Genomic DNA, 22,793 nt, shown 5'->3' with positions numbered 1-22,793 from the left:
GCGGTCCTCCTGACTGTGGAAAATCGGCCTTCAGGCGCGGTCGGCGCGCCGCACGATCTGCTCGGCGTGCCGGAACACGGGGCCATCGACCATCCTGCCCTCGAAGGCGAAGACACCGCGGTGGTTCGGCGCTTCCGCCAGCACCCGGCGGGCCCACTCGATCTCCGCCGCGGACGGCGCGTAGGCGGCGCGCAGCACCGGCACCTGGCTCGGGTGGATCGCGACCTTGGCGTCGAATCCGACCGCGACCGCGTCCTCGGCCTCCGCCCGCAGCCCGTCCAGATCGCGGATGTCCAGATACACCGAGTCGAGCGCGAACTTGCCGTACGCTTTGGCGGCCAGCAGCGTCGAGGAGCGTACGTGGCGTGCCACGTCGCGGTAGCTGCCGTCGGCATGCCTGCTCGCGGTGCCGCCGAGCCCGGCCACCAGGTCCTCCGCGCCCCACATGACGCCGATCGCGTTGCCCGCCGTCATCGCCTCGCCGACCGTGAGCGCGCCGAGCGGTGACTCGATCAGCGCGATCACCTCGTAGTCCGGCAGTGCCGTGATCTGTTCGGCGGACTCGCATTTCGGCAGCATGAGCCTGCGGTAGGCGGTGCAGGCGAGCGCCGCCAGGTCGAGCGCGTGGTCTTCGGTGCCCGCCGCGTTGACCCGCACCACCGTCGTCTCCGGGTCCAGCGGCGTATCCAGCAGCGCCGTGCGCGCGGCCGCCTTGTCGGGCCCGGCGACGGCGTCCTCGAGATCGAGGATCACCACATCGGCCGCGGCCGCCGCCTTCGCGAAGCGTTCCGGTCGATCGGCCGGGCAGAACAACCAGGCCGGGCCGGCCATCTGCCTGCTCATGCCGCACCCTCCGGAGCCTTGCGCACCAGCGTCTTGCGCACCGCCGTCGCCACGATCTCGCCGTGCTGATTGCGCGCGGTGTGCGCGAAGGTCACGATGCCCTCACCCGGACGACTCTTCGACTCGCGCTTGTCGGTGACCACGGTCTCGGCGTACATGGTGTCGCCGTGGAACAGCGGCTTGGGGAACGCGACCTCCGAGAAGCCGAGATTGGCCACGATGGTGCCCTGGGTCAGCTGCGCCACCGAAAGCCCGATCAGCGTGGACAGGGTGAACATCGAGTTCACCAGCCGCTGATTGAACGGCGGCAATCGATCGCTGAACGCCGCGTCCAGGTGCAGCGCCTGGGTGTTCATGGTGAGCGTGGTGAACAAGACGTTGTCCGCTTCGGTGATGGTGCGGCCGGGGCGGTGCTCGTAGACCACCTCGGTGTCGAATTCCTCGAACCACAGGCCGCGTTGCACGATCGTGCGCCGGTTCACAGGCCCAACTCCCGTCCGATCAGCATCAGCTGCACCTCCGTTGTCCCCTCGCCGATTTCCAGGATCTTGCTGTCGCGATAGTGCCGGGCGACGGCGTATTCGTTCATGAAGCCGTAGCCGCCGAAGATCTGTGTCGCGTCGCGGGCGTTGTCCATCGCGGCCTCGCCTGCCACCAGCTTGGCGATGGAGGCCTGCTTCTTGAACGGCTTGCCGGCCAGCATCAGCGCCGCCGCGTCGTAGTAGGCCGTGCGCGCGGCGTGCGCCCGCGCCTCCATCCTGGCGATCTTGAACGCGATGGCCTGATTGCGCCCGATCGCCTGGCCGAACGCCTCGCGCTCCTTGGCGTAGCGCACGCTCTCGTCCACGCAGCCCTGCGCGGCCCCGACCGCGAGCGCGGCGATGGCGATGCGGCCCTCGTCGAGGATGCGCAGGAAATTGGCGTAGCCGCGTCCGCGCTCGCCGAGCAGGTTCTCCTCGGGCACGCGGACGTCGGTGAAGCTGAGCGGATGGGTGTCGGAGGCGTTCCAGCCGACCTTGTTGTAGGCCGGTTCGGCGACGAAACCGGGGGTGTCGGTCGGCACCAGGATCGTGGAGATCTCCTTCTTGCCGCCGGTGCTCCCGGTCGCCGCGGTCACCGTGACGAGCTTGGTGATGTCGGTGCCGGAATTGGTGATGAACTGCTTGCTGCCGTTGATGATCCATTCGCCGCCGTCGGCGACCGCGGTGGTTCTGGTGCCGCCCGCGTCGCTGCCCGCGCCCGGCTCGGTGAGTCCGAACGCGGCGAGGCTGCGGCCGCTGGTCAGCTGCGGCAGCCATTCCTGCTTCTGCTTGTCGTCGCCGAAGCGGTAGATCGGCATCGCGCCCAGCGAGACGCCCGCTTCCAGCGTGATCGCCACGCTCTGGTCGACCTTGCCCAGTTCCTCGAGCGCCAGGCACAGCGCGAAGTAGTCGCCGCCCATGCCGCCGTACTCCTCCGGGAACGGCAGCCCGAACAGGCCCATGTCGGCCATCCCCGCGACCACCTCGTACGGGAAGGTGTGGTCGGCGTCGTGCTCGGCCGCCACCGGAGCGACCACCGAGCGTGCGAAGTCGCGCACGGTCAGCGCGAGATCGCGGTACTCCTCCGGCAGTGTGCCGGTGGACAGGAAGTCGGTCATGCGGAGGTCCCTTCCTGTTCGGTTGTGGTGTCCGCGACGATGCGCGCCAGCACTTGGTCCAGGCGCACCTGGGCGCCGGGTTCGACCAGTAGTTCGACCGTTCCGGCGACCGGCGCGGTGAGCGAGTGCTCCATTTTCATCGCCTCCACGATGACCACCGCGTCGCCCGCGGCGACGGCGCCACCGGAGGCGACCGGCACCGCGATCACCGAGCCCGGCATGGGGGAGCGGATCTCGGCGTCACCCACGTGCTCGTCGCCGCCGCGCACGTTGACCTCGGCCACTTCACGCAGCACCGCGATGCCGGCAGGTCCGGCCACCCACAGCAGCCCGTCGTGCTCGGCGACCCGGTAGGTGCGCCGCAGGCCGTCCAGCGTGAGCGTGAGCACGCCCGCGCTGCGATCCCCGGAGGCGGTGAACGATGCGGTCAGCGAACGACTTTCGCCGTCGTCGACACGAACCGTGCCATCGTCCGGTGTGCCGGACAGGTGGACGTGCTCGACCCGCTCGCCGCCGACGAGCCGGATCGGCGTCGGCGCGTCGGCCCCGATCCGCCAGCCGGACGGGATCTCCCAGAGATCGCGCGGCGCGGCGGGCCGGCGGCGCAGCCAGTGCCAGGCCGCCGCCGCGACGAATTCGTCGTCGCCGACGGCGGCGGGCCGGAAATCGGCCACGCGCCGGTCCAGCAGGTCGGTGTCCAGCCGTCCTTCGACCACGTCCGGGTCGTCGAGCAGGAAGCGCAGGAATTCGATATTGCTGGTCACGCCGAGCAGCACGGTGTCGGCCAGCGCGCGATCGAGTTTCGCGAGCGCGGCGGCGCGATCACCGGCGTGCGCGATGACCTTCGACAGCATCGGGTCGTAGTCGCTGCCGACGCGCGTGCCGATCCGCAGGCCCGAATCGACCCGGACGCCGGAGCCCCCCGGTTCGTCGAGGTCGAGCACCGTGCCGCCGGTGGGCAGGAACCCGCGCCCCGGATCCTCGGCGTAGACCCTGGCCTCGATCGCGTGCCCGACCATGCGGATGTCGTCCTGCGCCACCGCCAGCTTCTGCCCGGCCGCCACCCGGACCTGGCATTCCACCAGGTCGACGCCGGTGACCAGCTCGGTGACCGGATGCTCGACCTGGAGGCGGGTGTTCATCTCCATGAAGAAGAACTCGTCGGGCCGGTCGGCGGAGACGATGAACTCCACGGTGCCCGCGCCCACGTAGTCCACGCTGCGCGCGGTATTGCAGGCGGCGGCGCCGATCCTGGCCCTGGTGGCCGCGTCCAGCAGCGGCGAGGGAGCCTCCTCGATCACCTTCTGGTGGCGGCGCTGCAAGCTGCATTCGCGCTCGCCCAGGTGCAACACGTTGCCGAACTGGTCGGCGAGAATCTGCACCTCGATGTGCCGCGGCCGAGTGACGAACCGTTCCAGGAACAGCGTGTCGTCGCCGAACGCGGCGGCGGCTTCGCGCCGGGCGCTGCGCAGCGCCTCCGGCAGGCGGTCCGGATCGTCGACCCGGCGCATGCCCTTGCCTCCACCGCCCGCGGACGGCTTCACCAGCACCGGATAGCCGACTTCGGCGGCCGCGGCGATCAGTTCGTCATCGGTCAGGCCGGGTGTGGCGATGCCGGGCACCACCGGGACGCCGAACGCGGCCACGGTGTTCTTCGCGGTGATCTTGTCGCCCATCACCTCGATGGCGCGGGCAGGCGGGCCGAGGAAGACGATGCCCGCCTCGGCCAGTGCTGCGGCGAAAGCGGCGTTCTCCGAGAGGAACCCATAGCCGGGGTGGACCGCTTGCGCGCCGGTGCGCACGGCGGCGGCCACCACGCGGTCGATGGCGAGGTAGCTGTCCCGGGCGGGAGCCGGGCCGAGGCGCACCGCCGTGTCGGCTTCGTGCACGTGGCGGGCGTCGGCGTCGGCGTCGCTGTACACGGCCACGGAGCGAACCCCCAAGGCGCGCAATGTGCGGATCACCCGCACCGCGATCTCGCCGCGGTTGGCGACGAGCACGGTGTCGAATCCGACGGGAACGGATTTGTTCAGCATTGTCATCACATCCGGAAGACGCCGTAGGAGACGGGTTCGAGCGGGGCTTGCGCGCACACCGACAGCGCCAGCCCGAGGACGGTTCTGGTGTCGGCGGGATCGATCACACCGTCGTCCCACAATCTGGCCGTCGAGTAGTAGGGGTTGCCCTGGCTCTCGTACTGCTCCCGAATGGGCGCCTTGAACGCCTCCTCGTCCTCGGCCGACCAGGGCCGGCCGCTGCTGTCGAGCTGGTCGCCGCGCACCGTCGCCAGCACCGACGCCGCCTGCTCGCCGCCCATCACCGAGATCCGGGCATTCGGCCACATCCACAGGAATCGCGGCGAATACGCGCGCCCGCACATCGAGTAGTTGCCCGCGCCGTAGGATCCGCCGATGACGACGGTGAGCTTGGGCACGCGCGCGCAGGCCACGGCGGTGACCATCTTCGCGCCGTGCTTGGCGATGCCGCCCGCCTCGTAGTCGCGGCCGACCATGAAACCGGTGATGTTCTGCAGGAACAGCAGCGGGATGTTGCGCTTGTCGCACAGTTCGATGAAATGCGCGCCCTTCATGGCGGATTCGCCGAACAGCACGCCGTTGTTGGCGACGATGCCCACCGGATGTCCATGGATGTGCGCGAATCCGGTGACCAAGGTCTTGCCGTACTCGGCCTTGAACTCGTGGAAACCGCTCTCGCCGCTGGGCGTTCCGTCGACCAGGCGGTGGATCACCTCGCGCACGTCATAGGGGGTGCGCAGGTCGACCGGCACCACGTCGTAGAGCTCGGACTCCGGCGCGGCGGGCGCGATGACGGGCCGCACGTCCCACGGGACCGGCGTGCGCGGACCGAGCGTGGCCACGATGCGGCGCACGATGCGCAGCGCGTCCTGGTCGTCTTCGGCCAGGTGGTCGGTGACGCCGGAGGTGCGCGAGTGCAGTTCGCCGCCGCCGAGTTCCTCGGCCGTGACCACCTCGCCGGTCGCGGCCTTCACCAGCGGCGGGCCGCCGAGGAAGATGGTGCCCTGGTTGCGCACGATCACCGCCTCGTCGCTCATCGCGGGCACGTAGGCGCCGCCCGCGGTGCACGAGCCCAGCACCGCGGCGATCTGCGGAATTCCCTTGGCGCTCATGGTCGCCTGGTTGTAGAAGATCCGCCCGAAATGCTCCCGGTCGGGGAAGACTTCGTCCTGGCGCGGCAGATACGCGCCGCCCGAGTCGACCAGGTAGACGCACGGCAGCCGGTTCTGCGACGCGATTTCCTGCGCGCGCAGATGCTTCTTCACCGTCATGGGGTAGTAGGTGCCGCCCTTGACCGTGGCGTCGTTGGCCACGATCACGCATTCCCGGCCCGATACCCGGCCGATCCCGGTGATGATCCCGGCACCGGGGGATTCGTCGCCGTACATCCCGGTCGCCGCCAACGGGGAGAGTTCGAGAAACGGGCTCCCCGGGTCCAGCAGTTGGTCCACCCGCTGTCTGGGCAGGAGTTTGCCCCGCGCGACGTGGCGGTCGCGCGCCTTCGGGGGCCCGCCCAGCGCCGCGGCGGACAGCCGGGCGCGCAGGTCGTCGACCAGCGCCACGTGCGCGGCGCGGTTTCCGACGGCCTCTTCGGTAACGGTCATCACTCCATCCTGTCGTCCAGTTAGTCGACGATAACTGGAATTCAGGTTAGTCTTGATTAACCGAACTGTCCAGATCGGCGGAAAGGACCACGTGTGACCAGTGCCGAATCCGTCGCGCCCACTCGTCGCGAGCAACTGAAGGCGCAGCGCAGGGCGCAACTGCTGGACGCGGGAGCGCGGCTGATCGCCGACCGCGGCTTCCTCGGCATGCGCCTGGACGACCTGGGCGCCGCCGTCGGCATCAGCGGCCCCGCGGTCTACCGGCACTTCCCGAGCAAGGAGGCGCTGCTGATCGAACTGCTGGTCGGGGTGAGCCAGCGCCTGCTCGACGGCGGTAAGCAGGTGGTCGCGGGTACCGACTCCGCCGAACAGGCGCTCGCCGGGCTGGTGGATCACCACCTGGACTTCGCGCTCGGCGAGCCGGAGCTGATCCGCATCCAGGACCGCGACCTGGACAACGTGCCCGCACCCGCCCGCCGCGAGATCCGCCGCACCCAGCGCCAGTACGTGGAGATCTGGGTCGGCGTGCTGCGCGAGCTGCATCCGGACCTACCCGAGGAGACGGCGCGGGTGCAGGCCCACGCCGCCTTCGGCCTGATCAACTCCACCCCGCACAGCGCGGGCGACGCGACCGCGGCCCGCGCCCGGCCGGTGCTGCGCAGGATGGCGTTGAGCGCCCTGCGGTGAGCGCGCCCTCATCGCGCGCTCCACCCACCATCCATCGTGTACGCCGCGCCGGTCACCATGCCCGCCTCCGGCGACGCGAGCCAGGCCACCAGCGCGGCGACCTCCGCCGGCTCGACGAGCCGTTTGATCGCGCTCTCGGTGAGCAGGATCTTCTCCACCACCTCTCGCTCGGGGACACCGTGCGCCTTGGCTTGATCGGCGATCTGCTTGTCCACCAGCGGCGTTCGCACATAGCCCGGGTTCACGCAATTGCTGGTGACGCCGTGCGGCCCGCCCTCCAGCGCGGTCACCTTCGACAGCCCCTCCAGCCCGTGCTTGGCCGTCACGTAGGCGACTTTGTATTCGGAAGCGCGCAGGCCGTGGATCGAGGAGATGTTGACGATCCGTCCCCAGCCCTGCCGGTACATGTGCGGCAGGGCCGCGCGCACCAGCAGGAACGGCGCCTCGACCATCAGGGTGAGCAGGTCGCGGAAGCGCCGCGGCGCGAAGTCCTGGATCGGGCTGACGTGCTGCACACCGGCGTTGTTCACCAGAATGTCGACGTCGAGTTCCAGCTCCTCCAGCGCCGCCACGTCGAGCAGATCCACCGCCCACGCCTTGCCGCCGAGCTCCCTGGCCACCGTCTTCGCGCCGACGTCGTCGACGTCGGCCACCGTGACCGTGGCCCCGCGCGCCGCGAGCGCGCGGGCGCACGCCGCGCCGATGCCGCTCGCACCCCCGGTGACCAGGGCGCCGCGCCCCGCCAGATCGCTCATCGCACGGTCACTTCGGTGTGTGCGCTGAGGGTCTCGGCGTCGGCGTCATCGATGCTCTCCAAGGTCAGCCCCTTCGTCTCTCGTGCGACGAGCACGGCGAGCGCGCTCACCGCCGCGGCGCCCGCCAGGTACCAGGCGATCGGCACCGCGGAGTGGTAGGTGTTCAGCAGCCGGACGGCGATGATCGGCGCCAGCGAACCGGCCACGATCGAGGTCACCTGATAGCCGAGGGACACACCGGAATACCGCATCCGGGTGGGGAACATCTCGGCCATGATCGCGGGCTGCCCGGCGTACATGAAGGCGTGGAAGATCAAGCCGATGATGATGGCGGACATGATGATCGCGTTGTGACCGCTGTCCATCATCGGGAAGGCGAAGAAGCCCCAGGTGCCCGCCGTGAGCGCGCCGATCAGGTACACCGGTCGCCTGCCGATGCGGTCGGACAGGCTGCCCACCAGCGGGATCGCCACGAAGTGCACCGCGTGCGCGGCCAGCAGCCACCAGAGGATCACCGCGGTGTCGGCGTGCACCTGCGTCTTCAGATAGGTGATCGTGAAGGTGACCACCAGGTAGTACATGACGTTCTCGCCGAAACGCAGCCCCATCGCGGTGAATACGCCGCGCGGGTAGCGGCGCAGCACCTCGACCACGCTCAGCGAGGTCGCCCGGAGCTGCTCGGCCTCCCGCCGCGCCGCGACGAAGATGGGCGCGTCGGTGATCTTGGTGCGGATGTAGTAGCCGATCAGCACCACGACCGCCGAGAGCCAGAACGCGACCCGCCAGCCCCAGCCGAGGAACGCGTCGTCCGACAGCGTGGACGTGAGCACCAGCAGCACCACCGTGGCCAGCAGGTTGCCCGCGGGCACCCCCGCCTGCGGCCAGCTCGCCCAGAATCCGCGACCGCGACTCGGGCTGTGTTCGGCGACCAGCAGCACCGCGCCGCCCCACTCGCCGCCGACCGCGAAGCCCTGGATGAACCGCAGGGCCACCAGCAGCGCGGGCGCCCAGTACCCGATCTGCCCGAAGGTCGGCAGGCAGCCCATCAGGAACGTGGCACCGCCCACCAGCACGAGGCTGAACTGCAGCAGCTTCTTGCGGCCGTACTTGTCGCCGAAGTGCCCGAACACCACGCCGCCGAGCGGCCGCGCCGCGAAACCGACCGCGTAGGTGACGAACGCGGCGAGAATGGCGTCCAGATCACTGGTGCCCTTGGCGAAGAACACCTTGCTGAACACCAGTGTGGCGGCGGTGCCGTACAGGAAGAACTCGTACCACTCGACCACCGTGCCCGCCATCGATGCGGCCACCACGCGGCGCAGGCCGCTGGTCGTCCCACCTCGATCCGCCGCCACGGCGCTGTGCTCCCTCATCGCACTTCTCCTTCGTGCCCGGGGCCACACTTCCCGTTCGATGTGACGGCCCCCACAATTCTTGGCTGAACCGAGTATTGGTGCAGAGTAATTGCGCCGCAATGACTATTTGTGCAGTACATCTCTGCGAAGATGCAGATATGCGCCCGGCCTCTTCCGGTAATCCCAGCGCGGACGACCTCCTCGTACTCCTGGCCGTCGGGCGTTGCGGCCGATTCGTCACGGCCGCCGAGGAACTCGGCATCAACCACACCACCATCTCCCGGCGCATCGCCGCGCTGGAGCACACCCTCGGCGGCCGGGTGCTCACCCGGGTGACCGGCGGCTGGGAACTGACCGATCTCGGCAGAGAAGCCCTGGCCGCGGCCGAGGCGGTGGAATCGGCGGTGAAGTCACTGGCCGCGGACGCCGACGGCAACCGGGTATTACAGGGAGTGGTCCGGCTCTCGGCGACCGACGGCTTCAGCGCCTACATCGCCGCGCCCGCGGCGGCGCACGTGCGGCGGCGGCATCCGGAGATCTCGGTGGAGATCGTGGCGATCACCCGGCGCGCCTCACAACAGCGTTCCGGACTCGACCTCGAGATCGTGGTGGGCGAGCCGCAAGTGCACCGCGCCACCGCCACCCACCTGGCCGACTACTGCTTGGGCCTCTACGGTTCCCGCGAATACCTGCGTGAGCACGGCGCACCCGAGACGATCGCGGACCTGTCGAGATATCCGCTGGTCTACTTCATCGATTCCATGCTGCAAGTCGACGATCTCGACTTGGCCTCCAGCTTCGTGCCCGCCATGCGCGAATCGGTCACGTCGACCAATGTTTTCGTGCACGTGGAGGCGACACGCGCCTCCGCGGGTTTGGGCCTGCTGCCCTGCTTCATGGCCGATCGCCACCCGGATCTCGTTCGCCTCCTGGCCGATTCGGTGACCGTTACCCTCGGCTACTGGCTCGTCGCCCGCACCGAAACCCTCCGCCGCCCGGAAGTGGCCGCGGTGGTGACGGCCATCCGCGCCACGGTCGACGATCAGCGTGACATCCTGCTCGGTCGTCGCCACTGACGATCGACCTCGGACGGTGTCGCTACGGTTTTCGGGGTCGCCGATCGATGACGCCGGTTGTTCGCCGGCACGCCGCGTAACTGGCGTGACGCTCACGGTGACCGATCACCGGAGCCGACTCCCGGCCGATCGACTACTGTGACCGACATCGGAATTTCTATCGCTGGGGGGTTTCCTACATGCTGATCTGGGGCTGGCAGAAGCGTATCCATACGCTCGCGATGATCACCTTGGTCTGTGGCCGCTGCGGCAATCCCGCCGCGCACGCGCTGCGCAAACTCGTCACCAAGTTCACGCTCTTCTTCATCCCGCTTTTCCCGCTCAGCACCAAGCACCAAGTGGATTGCACCTGGTGCGGCGGATCGTCACCGGTCGCCGGACCGCAGGTCGCTGAGCTTCTCGCCCGCGCCGACGCCGAGACCAGGGGCCTTGCCCCGTACCAGCAGCCCGCTGCGGGCGGCCCCACCGCGCAGTGGCCCCAGCCGCCCACCCATCACCTAAGGTGAGCGGATGGCCTCTCTCTCCGATCCCGAAGTGCGCGATTTTCTCACCCACGGCACCCGCACCGGCAAGGTGGCGTTCGTGGCCCCCGACGGCAGGCCGATAGTGACGCCGGTGTGGTTCATCATCGAGGGCGACGAGCTGGTCTTCAACACCGACAAGTCCACCGCGAAGGGCAAGGCGTTCGCCCGGGACGGGCGCGTCTCGGTGTGCGTCGACCTGGAGGAGCCGCCCTACGCGTCGGTCCAGTTGCAGGGCACGGTGACACTCTCGGAAGACCCGGACGAACTGCTGCGCACCGCCACCGAGATCGGCGGCCGTTACATGGGCGCCGACCGCGCCGAGGAATTCGGCAAGCGCAATGGTGTCCCCGGCGAACTGATCGTCCGCCTCCGCCCGGACAAGGTGATCACCCGCTTCGACGCGGCTTGAGCGGGCGCATTCATCGGCGCGCGCTGCGCCGCCGAGGCCGATTCGTCGGTGGCGCGGTCGAGTTGCTGTGCGAGCACCGGACTCGGCTGAAAGTAACGGGCCTCGGAGAACACCGGCCGCATATGCTGACGGTGTGATCCCATCTCGCCTTATCGAGTTGCGCCTGACCGCGTTCAAGTCGTTTCGCGGTGCGACTTTGCCGCTGACGGGCACGACGATTTTGATCGGCCGCAACAGCTCCGGAAAGTCGAACGCCTTCGACGGTTTGGAGGTACTGGCGCGTCTCGCCGAAGGGGAGGACTTGGCGGACGCACTCGACGGCCGGAGGCGTGAGGGAGGTACGGTCAGGGGCGGATCAGCGGGTTGTCCGCCGCATGGGACGCAGCGCTTCGAACTCGGATGCTCAGTCGAACTCGATGGCGATCGATACGACTACGACCTCGCGGTCGAGGTCCGGCCGGATCTGCGTGTGGTGGCGGAGAAACTGTGCGGTCCGGTAAAGGCAGTGCGAAGCGGCAGGGTCTCCTATGGATCGCTCGTCGAGACTCGCGAATCCGGTGCGCCCGGCACCGGAATCGTGGCAGAGGTGCACAACGGTAAGCGCGGCCCGAACACGCCATTTACTTTTCGGGACAGTCGGCTGGTCATCGGTCAGGTACCGCTCGCGCTTGCCGGGACAAACGGCGCTGAACTATCTGTCATAAGAGGGGTGGAGGCGGTGCTGCTGGCGCTGCGGGGAATATTCCACCTCGATCCCGTGCCTCACCTTATGCGTGGGTTCGTTCCCGAGCGAGATGCGGAGTTGCGGCGGACGGGCGAGAATCTCTCGGCGGCACTGGCAATGTTGATGATTCGTGATCCAGCCGCATTCGATCGTGTCCAGGATCTGGTTCGAGCAGTTGCCGACGATGAAGGGGTGCAAAGTATAAGTTTCGTTTCATCGGAACTGGGCGACGTGATGCTCGCGCTCGATGAAAAGCATGGGAAAGCTGCCATAACCGAACGGACTCCAGCGCGGGAGATGAGTGACGGACTCTTGCGATTCACCGCTATTGCGACGGCGCTACTGTCGTCCCGACACGGCTTGGATGTCGATTCTTTGGTTCGGGCGCGCGCGGACTTGGCCGACGACGAAGAACCCGGTGGCGGTGTGCTCATTGTCATCGAAGAACTCGAGAACGGACTCCATCCCGCGCAAGCGCGGCGTGTGCTCGATCTCGTCAGGACCAGCAGCGAGACGCCGGGAACGAGTGTGCTCGTAACCACGCACAGCCCGGCGATCCTCGATGCCGCGGAAGGATCGCTCAACGAAAATGTTGTTGTTTGCCATCGAGATCCGGACACCGGCTATAGCCTCTTGACACGATTGATGGAAGTGCCCGGGTACACCACAGCGCTTGCGGAAGGGTCGCTCGGAAATGCGGTAAGCGCCGGGAAGCTGGTCGGCCGACCTGACGACGATGCGGGTGACTTCGGTGAATTCGAGAGATTGCTGGGTATCCGTTGATGCGGCAGGTCGTCTTCATCGATACCAGCATTCTGTGCAATCTCGTTCCGGTGCCTGGGCGCGACCAAGACGCGGAGTCGGTCCGGCAAGAACTGAAAAATCGGATCACTGTGGGCGAGCAGTTCATCTTGCCGATTACCGCAGTGATAGAAACAGGAAACTTCATCGCACAGTTGTCCAATGGCGGGCTACGTAGGAAAACGGCCCAGCGGCTGGAGGAGATCCTGAAACTGATCTGCGCGGGGAAGGCGCCTTGGGTACTGCACGATGTGCCCTGGAATCGGGCATTTCTGGAGAGACTACTCGAAGGCGCTGATTCCGGGGCAGATTATGTGACACACGCCCAGAATGGTGTCGGATTGGGAGATCTGTGCGTGCTGGCGGAACGCCAGAGTTTCGAGATGCGTTCGCGAATACCGACCACCATATGGACCCTCGATGACGGCCTACGCGCCTACAGTCCCTCGGCGGAGACGGGCTGATAGCTCCGGGCCGGCGGCGCTCGCCGTGCAGCGCCCGTAGCCGGACATCGGGTCGATCGGCGTCGTGCCTACACTCTGGCCCATGACCGTGCACTTCATCGGGGCGGGCCCCGGCGCGGCCGACCTGTTGACGGTGCGTGCGGTGGAATTGTTGCGCCTTTCTCCGGTCTGCCTGTACGCGGGGACCTATCTGGATCCCGGCGTGCTGGCGTACTGCGCGCCGGACGCCGAGTTGGTGGATACGCAGCACTTGGACCTGGACCAGATCACCGAGCGTCTGGTGCGCGCGGACCGGGCCGGCCGGGACGTGGCCCGCCTGTGCTCGGGCGACCCGTCGCTGTATTCGGCGTTGACCGAGCAGGCCCGCAGGCTGGACGCGCACGGGGTGCCGTGGGATGTCACACCCGGCGTGCCCGCCTATGCCGCCGCGGCGGCGGTGCTCGGTGCGGAGCTGACCGTGCCGGAGCTGGCGCAGTCGGTCGTGCTGACCCGCACGCAGGCCCGCTCCACCGCGATGCCCGAGTCCGAAGCGCTGGCGAACTTCGCCGCCACGGGCGCCACTCTCGCGCTGCACCTGGCCATCACCCGCACACGCGCCTTGGCCGCCGAACTGGCCGCCGACTACGGCCCGGACTGTCCGGTCGCCGTCGTCTACCGTGCCAGCCGGCCCGAGCAGCTGATCCTGCGCGGCACCTTGGCCGACATCGCCGACCAGGTCGAGGCCGCCGGGCTGCGGCAGGCCGCGGTGATCCTGGTGGGCCGCGCGCTCAGGCCCGCGCTGTCGTGCGCGGGATCCCACCTCTACGACCCTGCGCGTGTGCGTGGGCCGGCAGGCGCATCGCCCGAATAGTCGACTGTGGCCGCCCGTCCGCTCGGTCGTCGGGCAGCGCGGTCGTCGGGCAGCGTGGTCGCGGCGGGATCGACTCGGCGCGGCGTGATCCGGGAGTGCATGGCGGCGTGGCGCGGTGCGGTGATCGTGGTCCGCGGTGCTCCCGTCCGGGTGACGGCGGCTGCCGTAGGCGTCCGCCTGCATCGGTGCGAAAGTGCCCGATGGTGCCACGGTGACACATGTGATAACCGCAACATCTACCTGGAAGACCTCTTGCGACGCTCCTACCAGTTCCGATGCTCATCAGCTATGAAAGTTGGTTGGTCGGCCGCCGGGGGCGACGGTAGATTGATCCGGTGATTCGCAAAGAAGGTCCCGGCGGAGCCGGTCGGTGGGTTCTGGGCGCGGTCGAGCCCATGTAACAAGCCCGGCCTGTTGGACAGATAGTTCAAATGAACATTTTTTGCCTGATTTGATGTGAGAACTCAACCTGGAGACGCAGGCGCCACGCTCGGATAGGTGCGCGCCCGCTCTGGGTGCGGTCGGGGAGCGCTTGCGTGGTGTTCCGGAAGCGAGGTTACGGTTGGACCGGCTGGATTTCGGCGGAAACGGCGAAACTGGTGGCGAACGGACGGACGCTGGTGCTGGGGCGGATCCCGGCTTGTCCGGCGCTTTCCCGTTGTCCCCCGCTCAGCTCGGTATCTGGTACGCGCAGCATGTCGACCCGCAGGTGCCGGTCAACATCGCGCAGTACGTCGACCTGCGCGGGGAGCTGGATGTCGAGCTGCTCAACCGGGCCAGCATCGACGCGTCGCACGAGCTGGGTTCGGGTTTCCTGCGGATCGTCGAACGTGACGGTGAGCCGTCGCAGTTCGTCGACCACTCGATCGCCGACTACGACCGGGTCGAGTACGTCGACCTGCGCGCCGAGGCGGATCCGGAGGCCGCGGCGCTGGCGTGGATGCGCGCGGAGTACAGCCGTCCGCTCGATCTGACCGCCGATCGGCTGATCAAAGCCGCCGCGCTGCAGCTGGCCGACGACCACTGGTATTGGTACAGCCGCTCGCATCACATCGCGCTCGACGGCTTCGGCGCCATGACGAACGTCAACCGGATCGCCGAGCTGTACACCGCTTACGCCGATGGTGTGGAGCCCGCGCCGTCGAAGGCGACGGATCTGCGCACGCTGTTCGAGCAGGAGGTCGCTTACCGGGACAGTTCCCGCTTCACCTCCGACAAGGAGTACTGGGCCCAGCGGGTGGCGGGCCTGGAGGAAGGCACCAGCCTGACTGGGCGTTCCGCGCCGCCCGCCGCGATCAACGGCATCGCCAGCGCCGCGCTGTCGGACGATCAGAACGCCTCGCTGGACGCGGCCGTCGCGCGGCACGATTCCTCGCCCGCCGGCCTGCTGCTCGCGAGTTTCGCGGCGTATCTGGCGCAGTGGAACGGCGTCGAGGACGTCATTCTCAGCCTGCCGGTGACCGCGCGCACCACCGCAGTAATGCGCCGCTCGGGCGGTGCGTCGTCGAACATCGTGCCGCTGCGGCTGCACGTCGGCCACGACACGACGGTGTCGCAGCTGCTGGAGCAGGTGCGGGTCGAGGTGTCCGGCGCGCTGCGGCACCAGCGGTACCGGCACGAGGACATCCGCCGCGACGCGGCCGGTGACGGCGTGGTGACCACGGAGTTCTTCGGGCCGTGGGTCAACATCATGCTGTTCCACGACGAGATCGTGCTCGGCTCGGTGGTCGGTCAGATGCATGTGCTGTCCACCGGCAGCATCGAGGATCTGGGCGTCAACTTCTACCAGTCGGTCGCGGGCACGCGCTCGCACATCGACTTCGAGACCAACCCCAACCTCTACACCGAGGACGAGGCGCGCCGTCACCACGGTCGCTTCCTCGAGTTCTTCGATCGTTTCCTCGCCGCCGGGGCGCACGAGGCGGTGTGGGACCTTCCGGTCACCACCGCCGACGAGCGCGAGCGGACGCTGCTGGAGTGGAACGACTCCGAGCAGGAAGTTCCGGCGACCACGCTGGCGGCGCTGCTGGACGCGCAGATGCCGCTCACCCCGGACCACGTCGCGCTCGACTTCGAGGGCGCGACCCTCACCTACGCGGAGTTCGGCGCGCGGGTCAACCGGCTGGCTCGTTTTCTGATCGCCGACGGCGTCGGCCCGGAATCGCTGGTCGCGCTGGGTATGCGCCGCTCGCTGGAGCTGGTGATCGGCATGCACGCGGTGCTGAAGGCCGGTGGCGCGTACGTGCCGATCGATCCGGATCATCCGGCCGAGCGCACCGCCTACATCCTCGACAGCGCCGCGCCGGTGTGCGTGCTGACGCACTCGGCCGACGAGCTGGAGCTGCCGGAGTCGGTGCGGCGGGTGGCGATCGACACCCTGGACACCTCGGGGTACTCCGCCGATCCGGTCACCGACGCCGACCGTCTCGCGCCGCTGCGTCCGGACAACACCGCCTACGTCATCTACACCTCGGGTTCGACCGGCCGCCCCAAGGGCGTGGCGGTCACCCATCACGCGATCGTCAACCAGCAGCTGTGGATGCTCGACGAGTACCGGCTGACCGCGTCGGACGTGTACCTGCAGAAGACCGCGACCACGTTCGACGTGTCGCTGTGGGGCTACTTCCTGCCGCTGCTGGTGGGCGCGAAGCTGGTCATCGCGTCACCGGACGGGCACCGTGACCCGCTGTACGTGGCGGAGATGATCGCCCGGCACGGGGTCACCGTGACCGACTTCGTCCCGTCCATGCTGACGGTGTTCGTCGCGCATGCCACGCCGGCCCAATGTGCCACGCTACGTGCGGTTTTCGTGATCGGCGAGGCGCTTCCGCCGGAGACCGCGGCGAAATTCAGAGAGATCACCGCTGCGCTCGACGGTCGCTCCGCAGGCTCCGCTCCGGCGGGGCTGCACAACCTCTACGGCCCGACCGAGGCCGCGGTCTCGGTGACGTACTGGGAGGCGACGGCCGCCGACACGGTGACCGTGCCGATCGGTATCCCGGAATGGAACGTCCAGGTCTACGTACTGGATTCGCGGCTGCGCCCGGTCGCGATCGGCGCGCCGGGTGAGCTGTACCTCGGCGGGCGTCAGCTGGCGCGTGGCTACCGCGGCCGTCCCGACCTGACCGCGGATCGCTTCGTCGCCAACCCGCTGTCGAGCACGGGTGAGCGGATGTACCGCACCGGTGACCTCGTGCGCTGGAACGAGGCGGGCACGCTGGAATACATCGGCCGCACCGACTTCCAGGTGAAGTTCCGCGGTCAGCGCATCGAGCTGGGCGAGATCGAAACCGGTCTGCTCGCCCACCCCGCGGTCAGCCAGGCCGTGGTGCTGGTGGTGGACACCGCGACCGGTCAGCAGTTGGTGGCCTACGTCGTTCCCGCTCCCGGTCGCACCGTGGAGCCGCTGGAGCTGACCAGGTTCGCCGCCGAGAAGCTGCCCAGCTACATGGTGCCCGCGTCGATCATGGTGCTGGACGCCTTCCCGCTCAACACCAGCGGCAAGTTGGACCGCAAGGCCCTGCCGGAGCCCGTGTTCAGCGCCGACGCCGGTGATTTCCGCGCGCCGCGCACCCAGGCCGAGCAGATCGTGGCGGGCATCTTCGCCGACGTGCTCAGCCAGGAGCGCATCGGCATCGACGACAATTTCTTCGATCTGGGCGGCAACTCGCTGGTCGCCACGCAGGTGGTGGCGCGCATCGGCGCCGCGTTCGGCATCCAGATCGGGGTGCGAGCGCTGTTCGAGACCCCGACCGTCGCCGCGATCGCGGCGCGCGCGGAAACCGCCGCGCCCGTGGGTGAATCGCGTCCGCCGCTGGTGGCCCAGCAGCTGCCGGAGCGGGTGCCGCTGTCGCTGGCGCAGCAGCGCATGTGGTTCATCAACCAGTTCGACCCGACCGTGCCGACCTACAACCTGCCGTTCGTGGTGCGGTTGCGCGGCCAGGTGGACCTGGCGGCGTTGCAGTCGGCGCTGCTGGACGTGGTCGAGCGGCAGCAGTCGCTGCGCACGATCTTCCCCGAGTCCGGCGACGGCGGCTACCAGCAGGTGCTGCCGGTCGACCAGGTCGATCTCGGCATCGAGGTGCAGCCGATCGACGAGGCCGAATTGCACGGCGCGCTGGCCGAATTCGCCGCGCGCGGCTTCGACGTCTCGCGTGAACTGCCGATCCGGGTGCGGGTCTTCGCGGTCACCGGCGGGCGCGGCAACGGTGCGGGCGACTACGCGGTGGCGTTCGTCGTGCACCACATCGCGGCCGACGGCTTCTCCTTCGGACCGCTGGCGCGCGACGTGGCTGCCGCCTACCTGTCCCGCGCCGCGGGCGAAGCGCCGAGCTGGGCGCCGCTGCCGGTGCAGTATCAGGACTTCAGCGTCTGGCAGCGCGAACTGCTCGGCGCGGAATCCGATCCCGCGTCCATGGCGGCGCGCGAGATCGCCTACTGGCGTAGGGCGCTGGCCGGCCTGCCGGATCAGCTCGACCTGCCCGCGGACCGCCCGCGTCCGCCGGTGCAGAGTTTCCACGGCAGCCGGGTGAGCTTCGACATCGACGCCGAATTGCACCGGCGGCTGGTCGCGCTGGCCCGCGCGCAGGGCGTCAGCCTGTTCATGGTCATGCACGCCTCGCTGGCCGTGCTGCTGGCCCGCCTGTCCGGCACCAGCGACATCGCGATCGGCACCCCGGTCGCCGGGCGCGGCGAGCAGGCGCTCGACGACCTGATCGGCATGTTCGTCAACACCCTCGTGCTGCGTTCGGAGGTGGACGGCGGCGAGTCGTTCGCCGAGTTCCTCGGCCGCACCAGGGAAACCGACCTGGCCGCGTTCGCGTTCGCGGACGTTCCGTTCGAACGCCTGGTCGAGGTGCTCAACCCGACCCGCTCGCAGGCGCGTCACCCGCTGTTCCAGGTGATGCTGTCGTTCCAGGAGATGTCGCACGCGACGCTGGAACTGCCCGGGCTCTCGGTGACCGCCGACGAGCTCGAGGTCGACATCGCGAAGTTCGACCTGCAGTGGACGGTCACCGAGGAACGTGGGGCGAACGGCGAGCCCGCAGGCATGGGCGCGGTCGTCTCCTTCGCCACCGACCTGTTCGACGCTTCCACCGTGGCCGAATTCGGCCGCCGCTACCTGCGCGTGCTGGAAGCCGCCGTGGCCGCGCCGGAAACCACGGTGCGCGACATCGAGATCCTCGACGAGGCCGAGCGCGCCCGGGTGCTGACCGAGTGGAATCACACTCGCCACGACGTGCCCGCCGCCACTGTGCTCGAGCTTTTCCAGCAGCAGGTGCGCAGCAGGCCCGACGACCTCGCCGTCGTGTTCGACGGCGGCACGCGCGGCGCGGAGGAGTTCGGCGCGCCGGTCGAGCTGACCTACGCCGAGTTCGCCGCCCGGGTGAACCGCCTGGCGCGCAAGCTGATCGACGCGGGCGTCGGCCCCGAACAGCTGGTCGCGGTCGGCATCCGCCGGTCGGTGGACATGCTGGTGGCGATCTACGCCACGCTGACCGCCGGTGGCGGCTATGTGCCGATCGACCCCGATCACCCGGCCGAACGCACCGAGTACGTGCTCGACAGCTCGTCGCCGGTGTGCGTGCTCACCACCACCGCCGACAATGTCACCGCCGCGGACATCCCGGTGCTGACGCTGGACACGCTGGACCTGAGCGAATTCGACGAGGGTCCGGTCACCGACGCCGAGCGTCGCGCCCCGCTGCGCGGCGCGAACACCGCGTACGTGCTCTACACCTCCGGTTCCACCGGACGCCCGAAGGGCGTCGCGGTCAGCCACGCGTCCGTGGTCAACCAGATCGCCTGGATCACCGCCGAATACCGCATCGGCCCGGCCGATGTCATCCTGCAGAAGACGCCGGTGACCTTCGACGTGTCGGTGTGGGAGCTGTTCGGCACGCTGACCGTCGGCGCCCGCATGCTGATCGCCGCGCCCGACGGCCACCGCGATCCGATCTACCTGTCGGAGATCATCGGACGCCACCGGGTCACCATGACCTCGTTCGTGCCGTCGATGCTCTCGGTGTTCGCCGGGTCCGCCGACACCGCCGAATGCGCCTCGCTGCGGGCGGTTCTCGTCGCCGGTGAGGCGCTGCCGCCGGCCACCGTCACCGCGTTCCGGCAGTTCTCCACCGCCGCGGTGCACAACCTGTACGGCCCAACCGAGTTCACCGTGCACGCCACCGCCTGGTGGCTCAACGAGGTCGCGCCCACGTCGGTGCCGATCGGCCGTCCGGTGTGGAACGCGCAGACCTACGTGCTGGACGAGGGCCTCGCCCCGGTTCCGGTCGGCGTGCCCGGCGAGCTGTACCTCGGCGGTGTGCAGACCGCCCGCGGCTACCACGACCGCCCCGACCTGTCCGCCGAACGTTTCGTCGCCGACCCGTTCGGCCCGCCCGGTTCGCGCCTGTACCGCACCGGCGACCTGGTGCGCTGGGTGCGCCCGCGCGATCCCGAGGTGGGCAGCGCCGGCGTGCTGGAATACATCGGCCGCACCGACTTCCAGGTGAAGTTCCGTGGTCAGCGCATCGAGCTCGGCGAGATCGAGACCGCCCTGCTCGACCACCCGGCCGTCACCCAGGCCGTGGTGCTGGTCATGGACACCGTCGCGGGCGACCAGCTGGTCGCCTACGTGGTCACCGGCGGCGGCCCGGTCGACTTGGACAGCATCAGGAACGCGCTGCACCGCACGCTGCCCGCGTACATGGTGCCCTCGGCGATCATGGTGCTCGAGGCGTTCCCGCTGAACGCCTCCGGCAAGCTGGACCGCAAGGCGCTGCCCGCGCCGGTGTTCGAGGTGCGCGAATTCCGCGCTCCGACCACGCCGATCGAGGAGATCGTCGCGCAGATCTTCGGTGAGGTGCTCGGCATCTCCCGCGTCGGCGTGGACGACGACTTCTTCGAGCTGGGTGGCAACTCGCTGATCGCCACCCAGGTGGCCTCCCGCCTCGGCATCGCGCTGGACACCAGGGTGCCGGTGCGCATGCTGTTCGAGGCGTCCACGGTCGCGGCGCTGGCCGCGCGGGTGGAGTCGCACGCCGGTGACGGCGCGCGCAAGGCGCTGGTCGCCCGGCACCGTCCGGAGCAGGTGCCGTTGTCGCTGGCGCAGCAGCGCATGTGGTTCCTCAACCGGTTCGACACCTCCTCGGCGGTGAACAACATCCCGGTCGCGATCCGGCTGTCCGGCGATCTGGACATCGCCGCGTTGCAGGTCGCGGTGATCGACGTGATCGACCGGCACGAGTCGCTGCGGACGGTGTTCCCGGAGACCAGGATCGGCCCGGTGCAGGTGGTGCTGGACGCGGCGCAGATCGTGCCGGATCTGACCCCGGTGCCGGTGACCGAGTACAACCTGATCGATCACCTGGTCGAGCTGGCGTCGATGGCGTTCGACGTGACCAGCGAAGTGCCGCTGCACGCCCGGTTGTTCGAGATCAGCGAGACCGAGTACGTGCTCGGCATGGTGGTGCACCACATCTCGGCCGACGGCTGGTCGATGGGCCCGCTGGCCCGCGACGTCATGGTGGCCTACGCCGCTCGCACGTCGTGGGAGGCGCCCGCGTGGTCGTCGCTGCCGGTGCAGTACGCCGACTACGCGCTGTGGCAGCGCGAGGTACTCGGCTCCGAGGACGACCCGAGTTCGCTGATCGCCGGCCAGATCCGCTACTGGACGCGCGAACTGGCCGATCTGCCCGACGAATTGGTGCTGCCGTCGGACCGGCCGCGTCCCGCCGTCGCGTCCTACCGCGGCGGCACCTACCCGTTCGTGATCTCCGGCGAGACCCAGCGCGCCCTGGTCGAGCTGGGGCGCAGGCACAACGCGTCGCTGTTCATGGTGCTGCACAGCGCGCTGGCGGTACTGCTGGCCCGCGCCAGCGGCACCAGCGATATCGCGATCGGCACCCCGGTTGCCGGCCGCGGTGAGGCGGCGCTGGACGACCTGATCGGCATGTTCGTCAACACCCTGGTGTTGCGCACCGAGGTGGACGGCGCGATGAGCTTCGCCGACCTGCTCGCCCGCGCCCGCGAGACCGATCTGCACGCGTTCGCGCACGCCGACGTGCCGTTCGAGCGGCTGGTCGAGGTGCTCAACCCGGCGCGCTCGCAGGCGCGCCACCCGCTGTTCCAGGTGATGCTGACCTTCCAGAACACCCGGCAGGCCAGTCTGGAACTGCCCGGTCTCTCGGTCAACGGCATCGACTACGACGCCCGGCTGGCCAAGTTCGACCTGCAGCTCACCCTGTCGGAGACCCAGGACGAACACGGCGACTCGGCGGGCATGTCGGCCGAGTTCTCCTACGCGCTGGATCTTTTCGACGAGCCGACCGTCGCTGCGTTCGCCCGGCGCCTGGACCGCATCCTCGCGGCCGTGACCGCCGACCCGGACGTCCCGATCGGCGACATCGACCTGCTCGCGTCCGAGGAACGCGCGCGGGTGCTGATCGACTGGAACGACACCGGACACCCGGTGGACCAGGTCGCGACGCTGGTCTCGCTGTTCGACGCGCAGGCGGCGGCAACGCCGGACGCGATCGCGCTGGACTTCGAAGGCGAGCGGCTGACCTACCGCCAGTTCCAGGAGCGGACCAACCGCATCGCCCGCCGGCTCATCGGCGCGGGCGTCGGCCCGGAATCACTGGTGGCGCTGGCGCTGCGGCGTTCCACCGAACTGGTCGTGGCGATGTACGCGGTGGTGCAGACCGGCGCGGCCTACGTGCCGCTGGACCCGGATCAGCCCGCCGATCGCATCAACTACATCATCGAGACCGCGCGGCCACGGATGATCCTGTACCGCGCGGCGGACGGATTCGGCCTGGACCCGCAGCCCGCGGTGACCGCGCTGTCGATCGAGGGCATCGAGGGCCTGCCCGGTTTCGCCGCGACCAGCGGCGCGCCGATCACCGACGCCGAGCGCATCCGCCCGCTGCGGCCGGAGAACACCGCGTATGTGATCTTCACCTCCGGCTCCACCGGACGCCCGAAGGGTGTGGCGGTCGGCCACGCCGCGATCGTGAACCGGCTGC

Annotated in this window: 15 protein-coding genes (1 of these 15 only partly in view); 8 read left to right on the top strand and 7 right to left on the bottom strand. The window is 68.9% G+C overall.

Features of this window, described 5'->3' with window-relative positions; all coding sequences use genetic code 11:
* Positions 1–30 precede the first annotated feature (30 nt).
* From ACT89H_RS11950 to ACT89H_RS11930, 5 genes are read right to left on the bottom strand one after another with little or no spacing between them, the layout of a single operon-like run.
* Positions 31–843: an HpcH/HpaI aldolase/citrate lyase family protein gene (locus tag ACT89H_RS11950; RefSeq protein ID WP_445108625.1), complete on the bottom strand. Its 813-nt coding sequence runs from the start codon at positions 841–843 to the stop codon at positions 31–33.
* On the bottom strand, positions 840–1,325 hold the full coding sequence (locus ACT89H_RS11945) for a MaoC family dehydratase (RefSeq protein ID WP_445108624.1): 486 nt from the start codon (positions 1,323–1,325) through the stop codon (positions 840–842). The genes ACT89H_RS11950 and ACT89H_RS11945 overlap by 4 nt, the downstream gene beginning before the upstream one ends.
* On the bottom strand, positions 1,322–2,482 hold the full coding sequence (locus ACT89H_RS11940) for an acyl-CoA dehydrogenase family protein (RefSeq protein ID WP_445108623.1): 1,161 nt from the start codon (positions 2,480–2,482) through the stop codon (positions 1,322–1,324). Before ACT89H_RS11940 ends, ACT89H_RS11945 begins: the two co-directional genes overlap by 4 nt.
* Positions 2,479–4,518, bottom strand: coding sequence for an acetyl/propionyl/methylcrotonyl-CoA carboxylase subunit alpha (locus ACT89H_RS11935; RefSeq protein ID WP_445108622.1), 2,040 nt, complete (start codon positions 4,516–4,518; stop codon positions 2,479–2,481). The genes ACT89H_RS11940 and ACT89H_RS11935 overlap by 4 nt, the downstream gene beginning before the upstream one ends.
* Positions 4,519–4,523: 5 nt before the next feature.
* Positions 4,524–6,122, bottom strand: a complete 1,599-nt coding sequence (locus ACT89H_RS11930; RefSeq protein ID WP_445108621.1) for a carboxyl transferase domain-containing protein — start codon at positions 6,120–6,122, stop codon at positions 4,524–4,526.
* Positions 6,123–6,215: 93 nt separating this feature from the next.
* On the opposite strand from ACT89H_RS11930, the gene ACT89H_RS11925 reads away from it, so the two are divergent.
* Positions 6,216–6,809: an SACE_7040 family transcriptional regulator gene (locus tag ACT89H_RS11925; protein ID WP_445108620.1), complete on the top strand. Its 594-nt coding sequence runs from the start codon at positions 6,216–6,218 to the stop codon at positions 6,807–6,809.
* A gap of 8 nt (positions 6,810–6,817) precedes the next feature.
* On the opposite strand, the gene ACT89H_RS11920 is transcribed toward ACT89H_RS11925, so the two are convergent.
* Positions 6,818–7,564: a 3-hydroxybutyrate dehydrogenase gene (locus tag ACT89H_RS11920; RefSeq protein ID WP_445108619.1), complete on the bottom strand. Its 747-nt coding sequence runs from the start codon at positions 7,562–7,564 to the stop codon at positions 6,818–6,820.
* Positions 7,561–8,937: an MFS transporter gene (locus ACT89H_RS11915; RefSeq protein ID WP_445108618.1), complete on the bottom strand. Its 1,377-nt coding sequence runs from the start codon at positions 8,935–8,937 to the stop codon at positions 7,561–7,563. Before ACT89H_RS11915 ends, ACT89H_RS11920 begins: the two co-directional genes overlap by 4 nt.
* A gap of 140 nt (positions 8,938–9,077) precedes the next feature.
* Between ACT89H_RS11915 and ACT89H_RS11910 the strand changes: the two genes are divergently transcribed.
* The 7 genes from ACT89H_RS11910 to ACT89H_RS11880 all read left to right on the top strand — a co-directional run.
* Positions 9,078–9,995, top strand: a complete 918-nt coding sequence (locus ACT89H_RS11910; protein ID WP_445108617.1) for a LysR family transcriptional regulator — start codon at positions 9,078–9,080, stop codon at positions 9,993–9,995.
* A gap of 179 nt (positions 9,996–10,174) precedes the next feature.
* A complete protein-coding gene (locus ACT89H_RS11905) occupies positions 10,175–10,501 on the top strand; it encodes a zinc ribbon domain-containing protein (protein WP_445108616.1) in 327 nt (108 codons plus the stop codon).
* Positions 10,502–10,505: 4 nt separating this feature from the next.
* Complete coding sequence (locus ACT89H_RS11900) at positions 10,506–10,928, top strand: PPOX class F420-dependent oxidoreductase (RefSeq protein WP_445108615.1); 423 nt, start codon at positions 10,506–10,508, stop codon at positions 10,926–10,928.
* 133 nt (positions 10,929–11,061) lie between these two features.
* Positions 11,062–12,435: an AAA family ATPase gene (locus ACT89H_RS11895; protein ID WP_445108614.1), complete on the top strand. Its 1,374-nt coding sequence runs from the start codon at positions 11,062–11,064 to the stop codon at positions 12,433–12,435.
* Complete coding sequence (locus ACT89H_RS11890; RefSeq protein WP_445108613.1) at positions 12,435–12,917, top strand: hypothetical protein; 483 nt, start codon at positions 12,435–12,437, stop codon at positions 12,915–12,917. The genes ACT89H_RS11895 and ACT89H_RS11890 overlap by 1 nt, the downstream gene beginning before the upstream one ends.
* An 82-nt stretch (positions 12,918–12,999) precedes the next feature.
* Positions 13,000–13,767, top strand: coding sequence for a precorrin-4 C(11)-methyltransferase (gene cobM, locus ACT89H_RS11885; protein ID WP_445108612.1), 768 nt, complete (start codon positions 13,000–13,002; stop codon positions 13,765–13,767).
* Positions 13,768–14,329: 562 nt separating this feature from the next.
* Positions 14,330–22,793: the start of a non-ribosomal peptide synthase/polyketide synthase gene (locus ACT89H_RS11880; protein ID WP_445108611.1), read on the top strand. Its footprint extends 35,642 nt past the window's final position; the window shows 8,464 of its 44,106 coding nt (coding positions 1–8,464); it begins with the start codon at positions 14,330–14,332; its stop codon lies off the right edge, out of view.

It is taken from the genome of Nocardia aegles (assembly GCF_052545135.1).
The sequence above is the reverse complement of the archived record's forward strand: the minus strand, read 5'-3'. Positions and strand labels throughout refer to the sequence as shown.

What these genes read in the sequence shown, in the direction of transcription:
- ACT89H_RS11950 (WP_445108625.1), bottom strand. Translation starts at nt 843, where the DNA reads ATGAGCAGGCAGATGGCCGGCCCGGCCTGGTTGTTCTGCCCGGCCGAT.
- ACT89H_RS11940 (WP_445108623.1), bottom strand. Translation starts at nt 2,482, where the DNA reads ATGACCGACTTCCTGTCCACCGGCACACTGCCGGAGGAGTACCGCGAT.
- ACT89H_RS11935 (WP_445108622.1), bottom strand. Translation starts at nt 4,518, where the DNA reads ATGCTGAACAAATCCGTTCCCGTCGGATTCGACACCGTGCTCGTCGCC.
- ACT89H_RS11930 (WP_445108621.1), bottom strand. Translation starts at nt 6,122, where the DNA reads ATGACCGTTACCGAAGAGGCCGTCGGAAACCGCGCCGCGCACGTGGCG.
- ACT89H_RS11920 (WP_445108619.1), bottom strand. Translation starts at nt 7,564, where the DNA reads ATGAGCGATCTGGCGGGGCGCGGCGCCCTGGTCACCGGGGGTGCGAGC.
- ACT89H_RS11915 (WP_445108618.1), bottom strand. Translation starts at nt 8,937, where the DNA reads ATGAGGGAGCACAGCGCCGTGGCGGCGGATCGAGGTGGGACGACCAGC.
- ACT89H_RS11910 (WP_445108617.1), top strand. Translation starts at nt 9,078, where the DNA reads ATGCGCCCGGCCTCTTCCGGTAATCCCAGCGCGGACGACCTCCTCGTA.
- ACT89H_RS11905 (WP_445108616.1), top strand. Translation starts at nt 10,175, where the DNA reads ATGCTGATCTGGGGCTGGCAGAAGCGTATCCATACGCTCGCGATGATC.
- ACT89H_RS11900 (WP_445108615.1), top strand. Translation starts at nt 10,506, where the DNA reads ATGGCCTCTCTCTCCGATCCCGAAGTGCGCGATTTTCTCACCCACGGC.
- ACT89H_RS11890 (WP_445108613.1), top strand. Translation starts at nt 12,435, where the DNA reads ATGCGGCAGGTCGTCTTCATCGATACCAGCATTCTGTGCAATCTCGTT.
- cobM (WP_445108612.1), top strand. Translation starts at nt 13,000, where the DNA reads ATGACCGTGCACTTCATCGGGGCGGGCCCCGGCGCGGCCGACCTGTTG.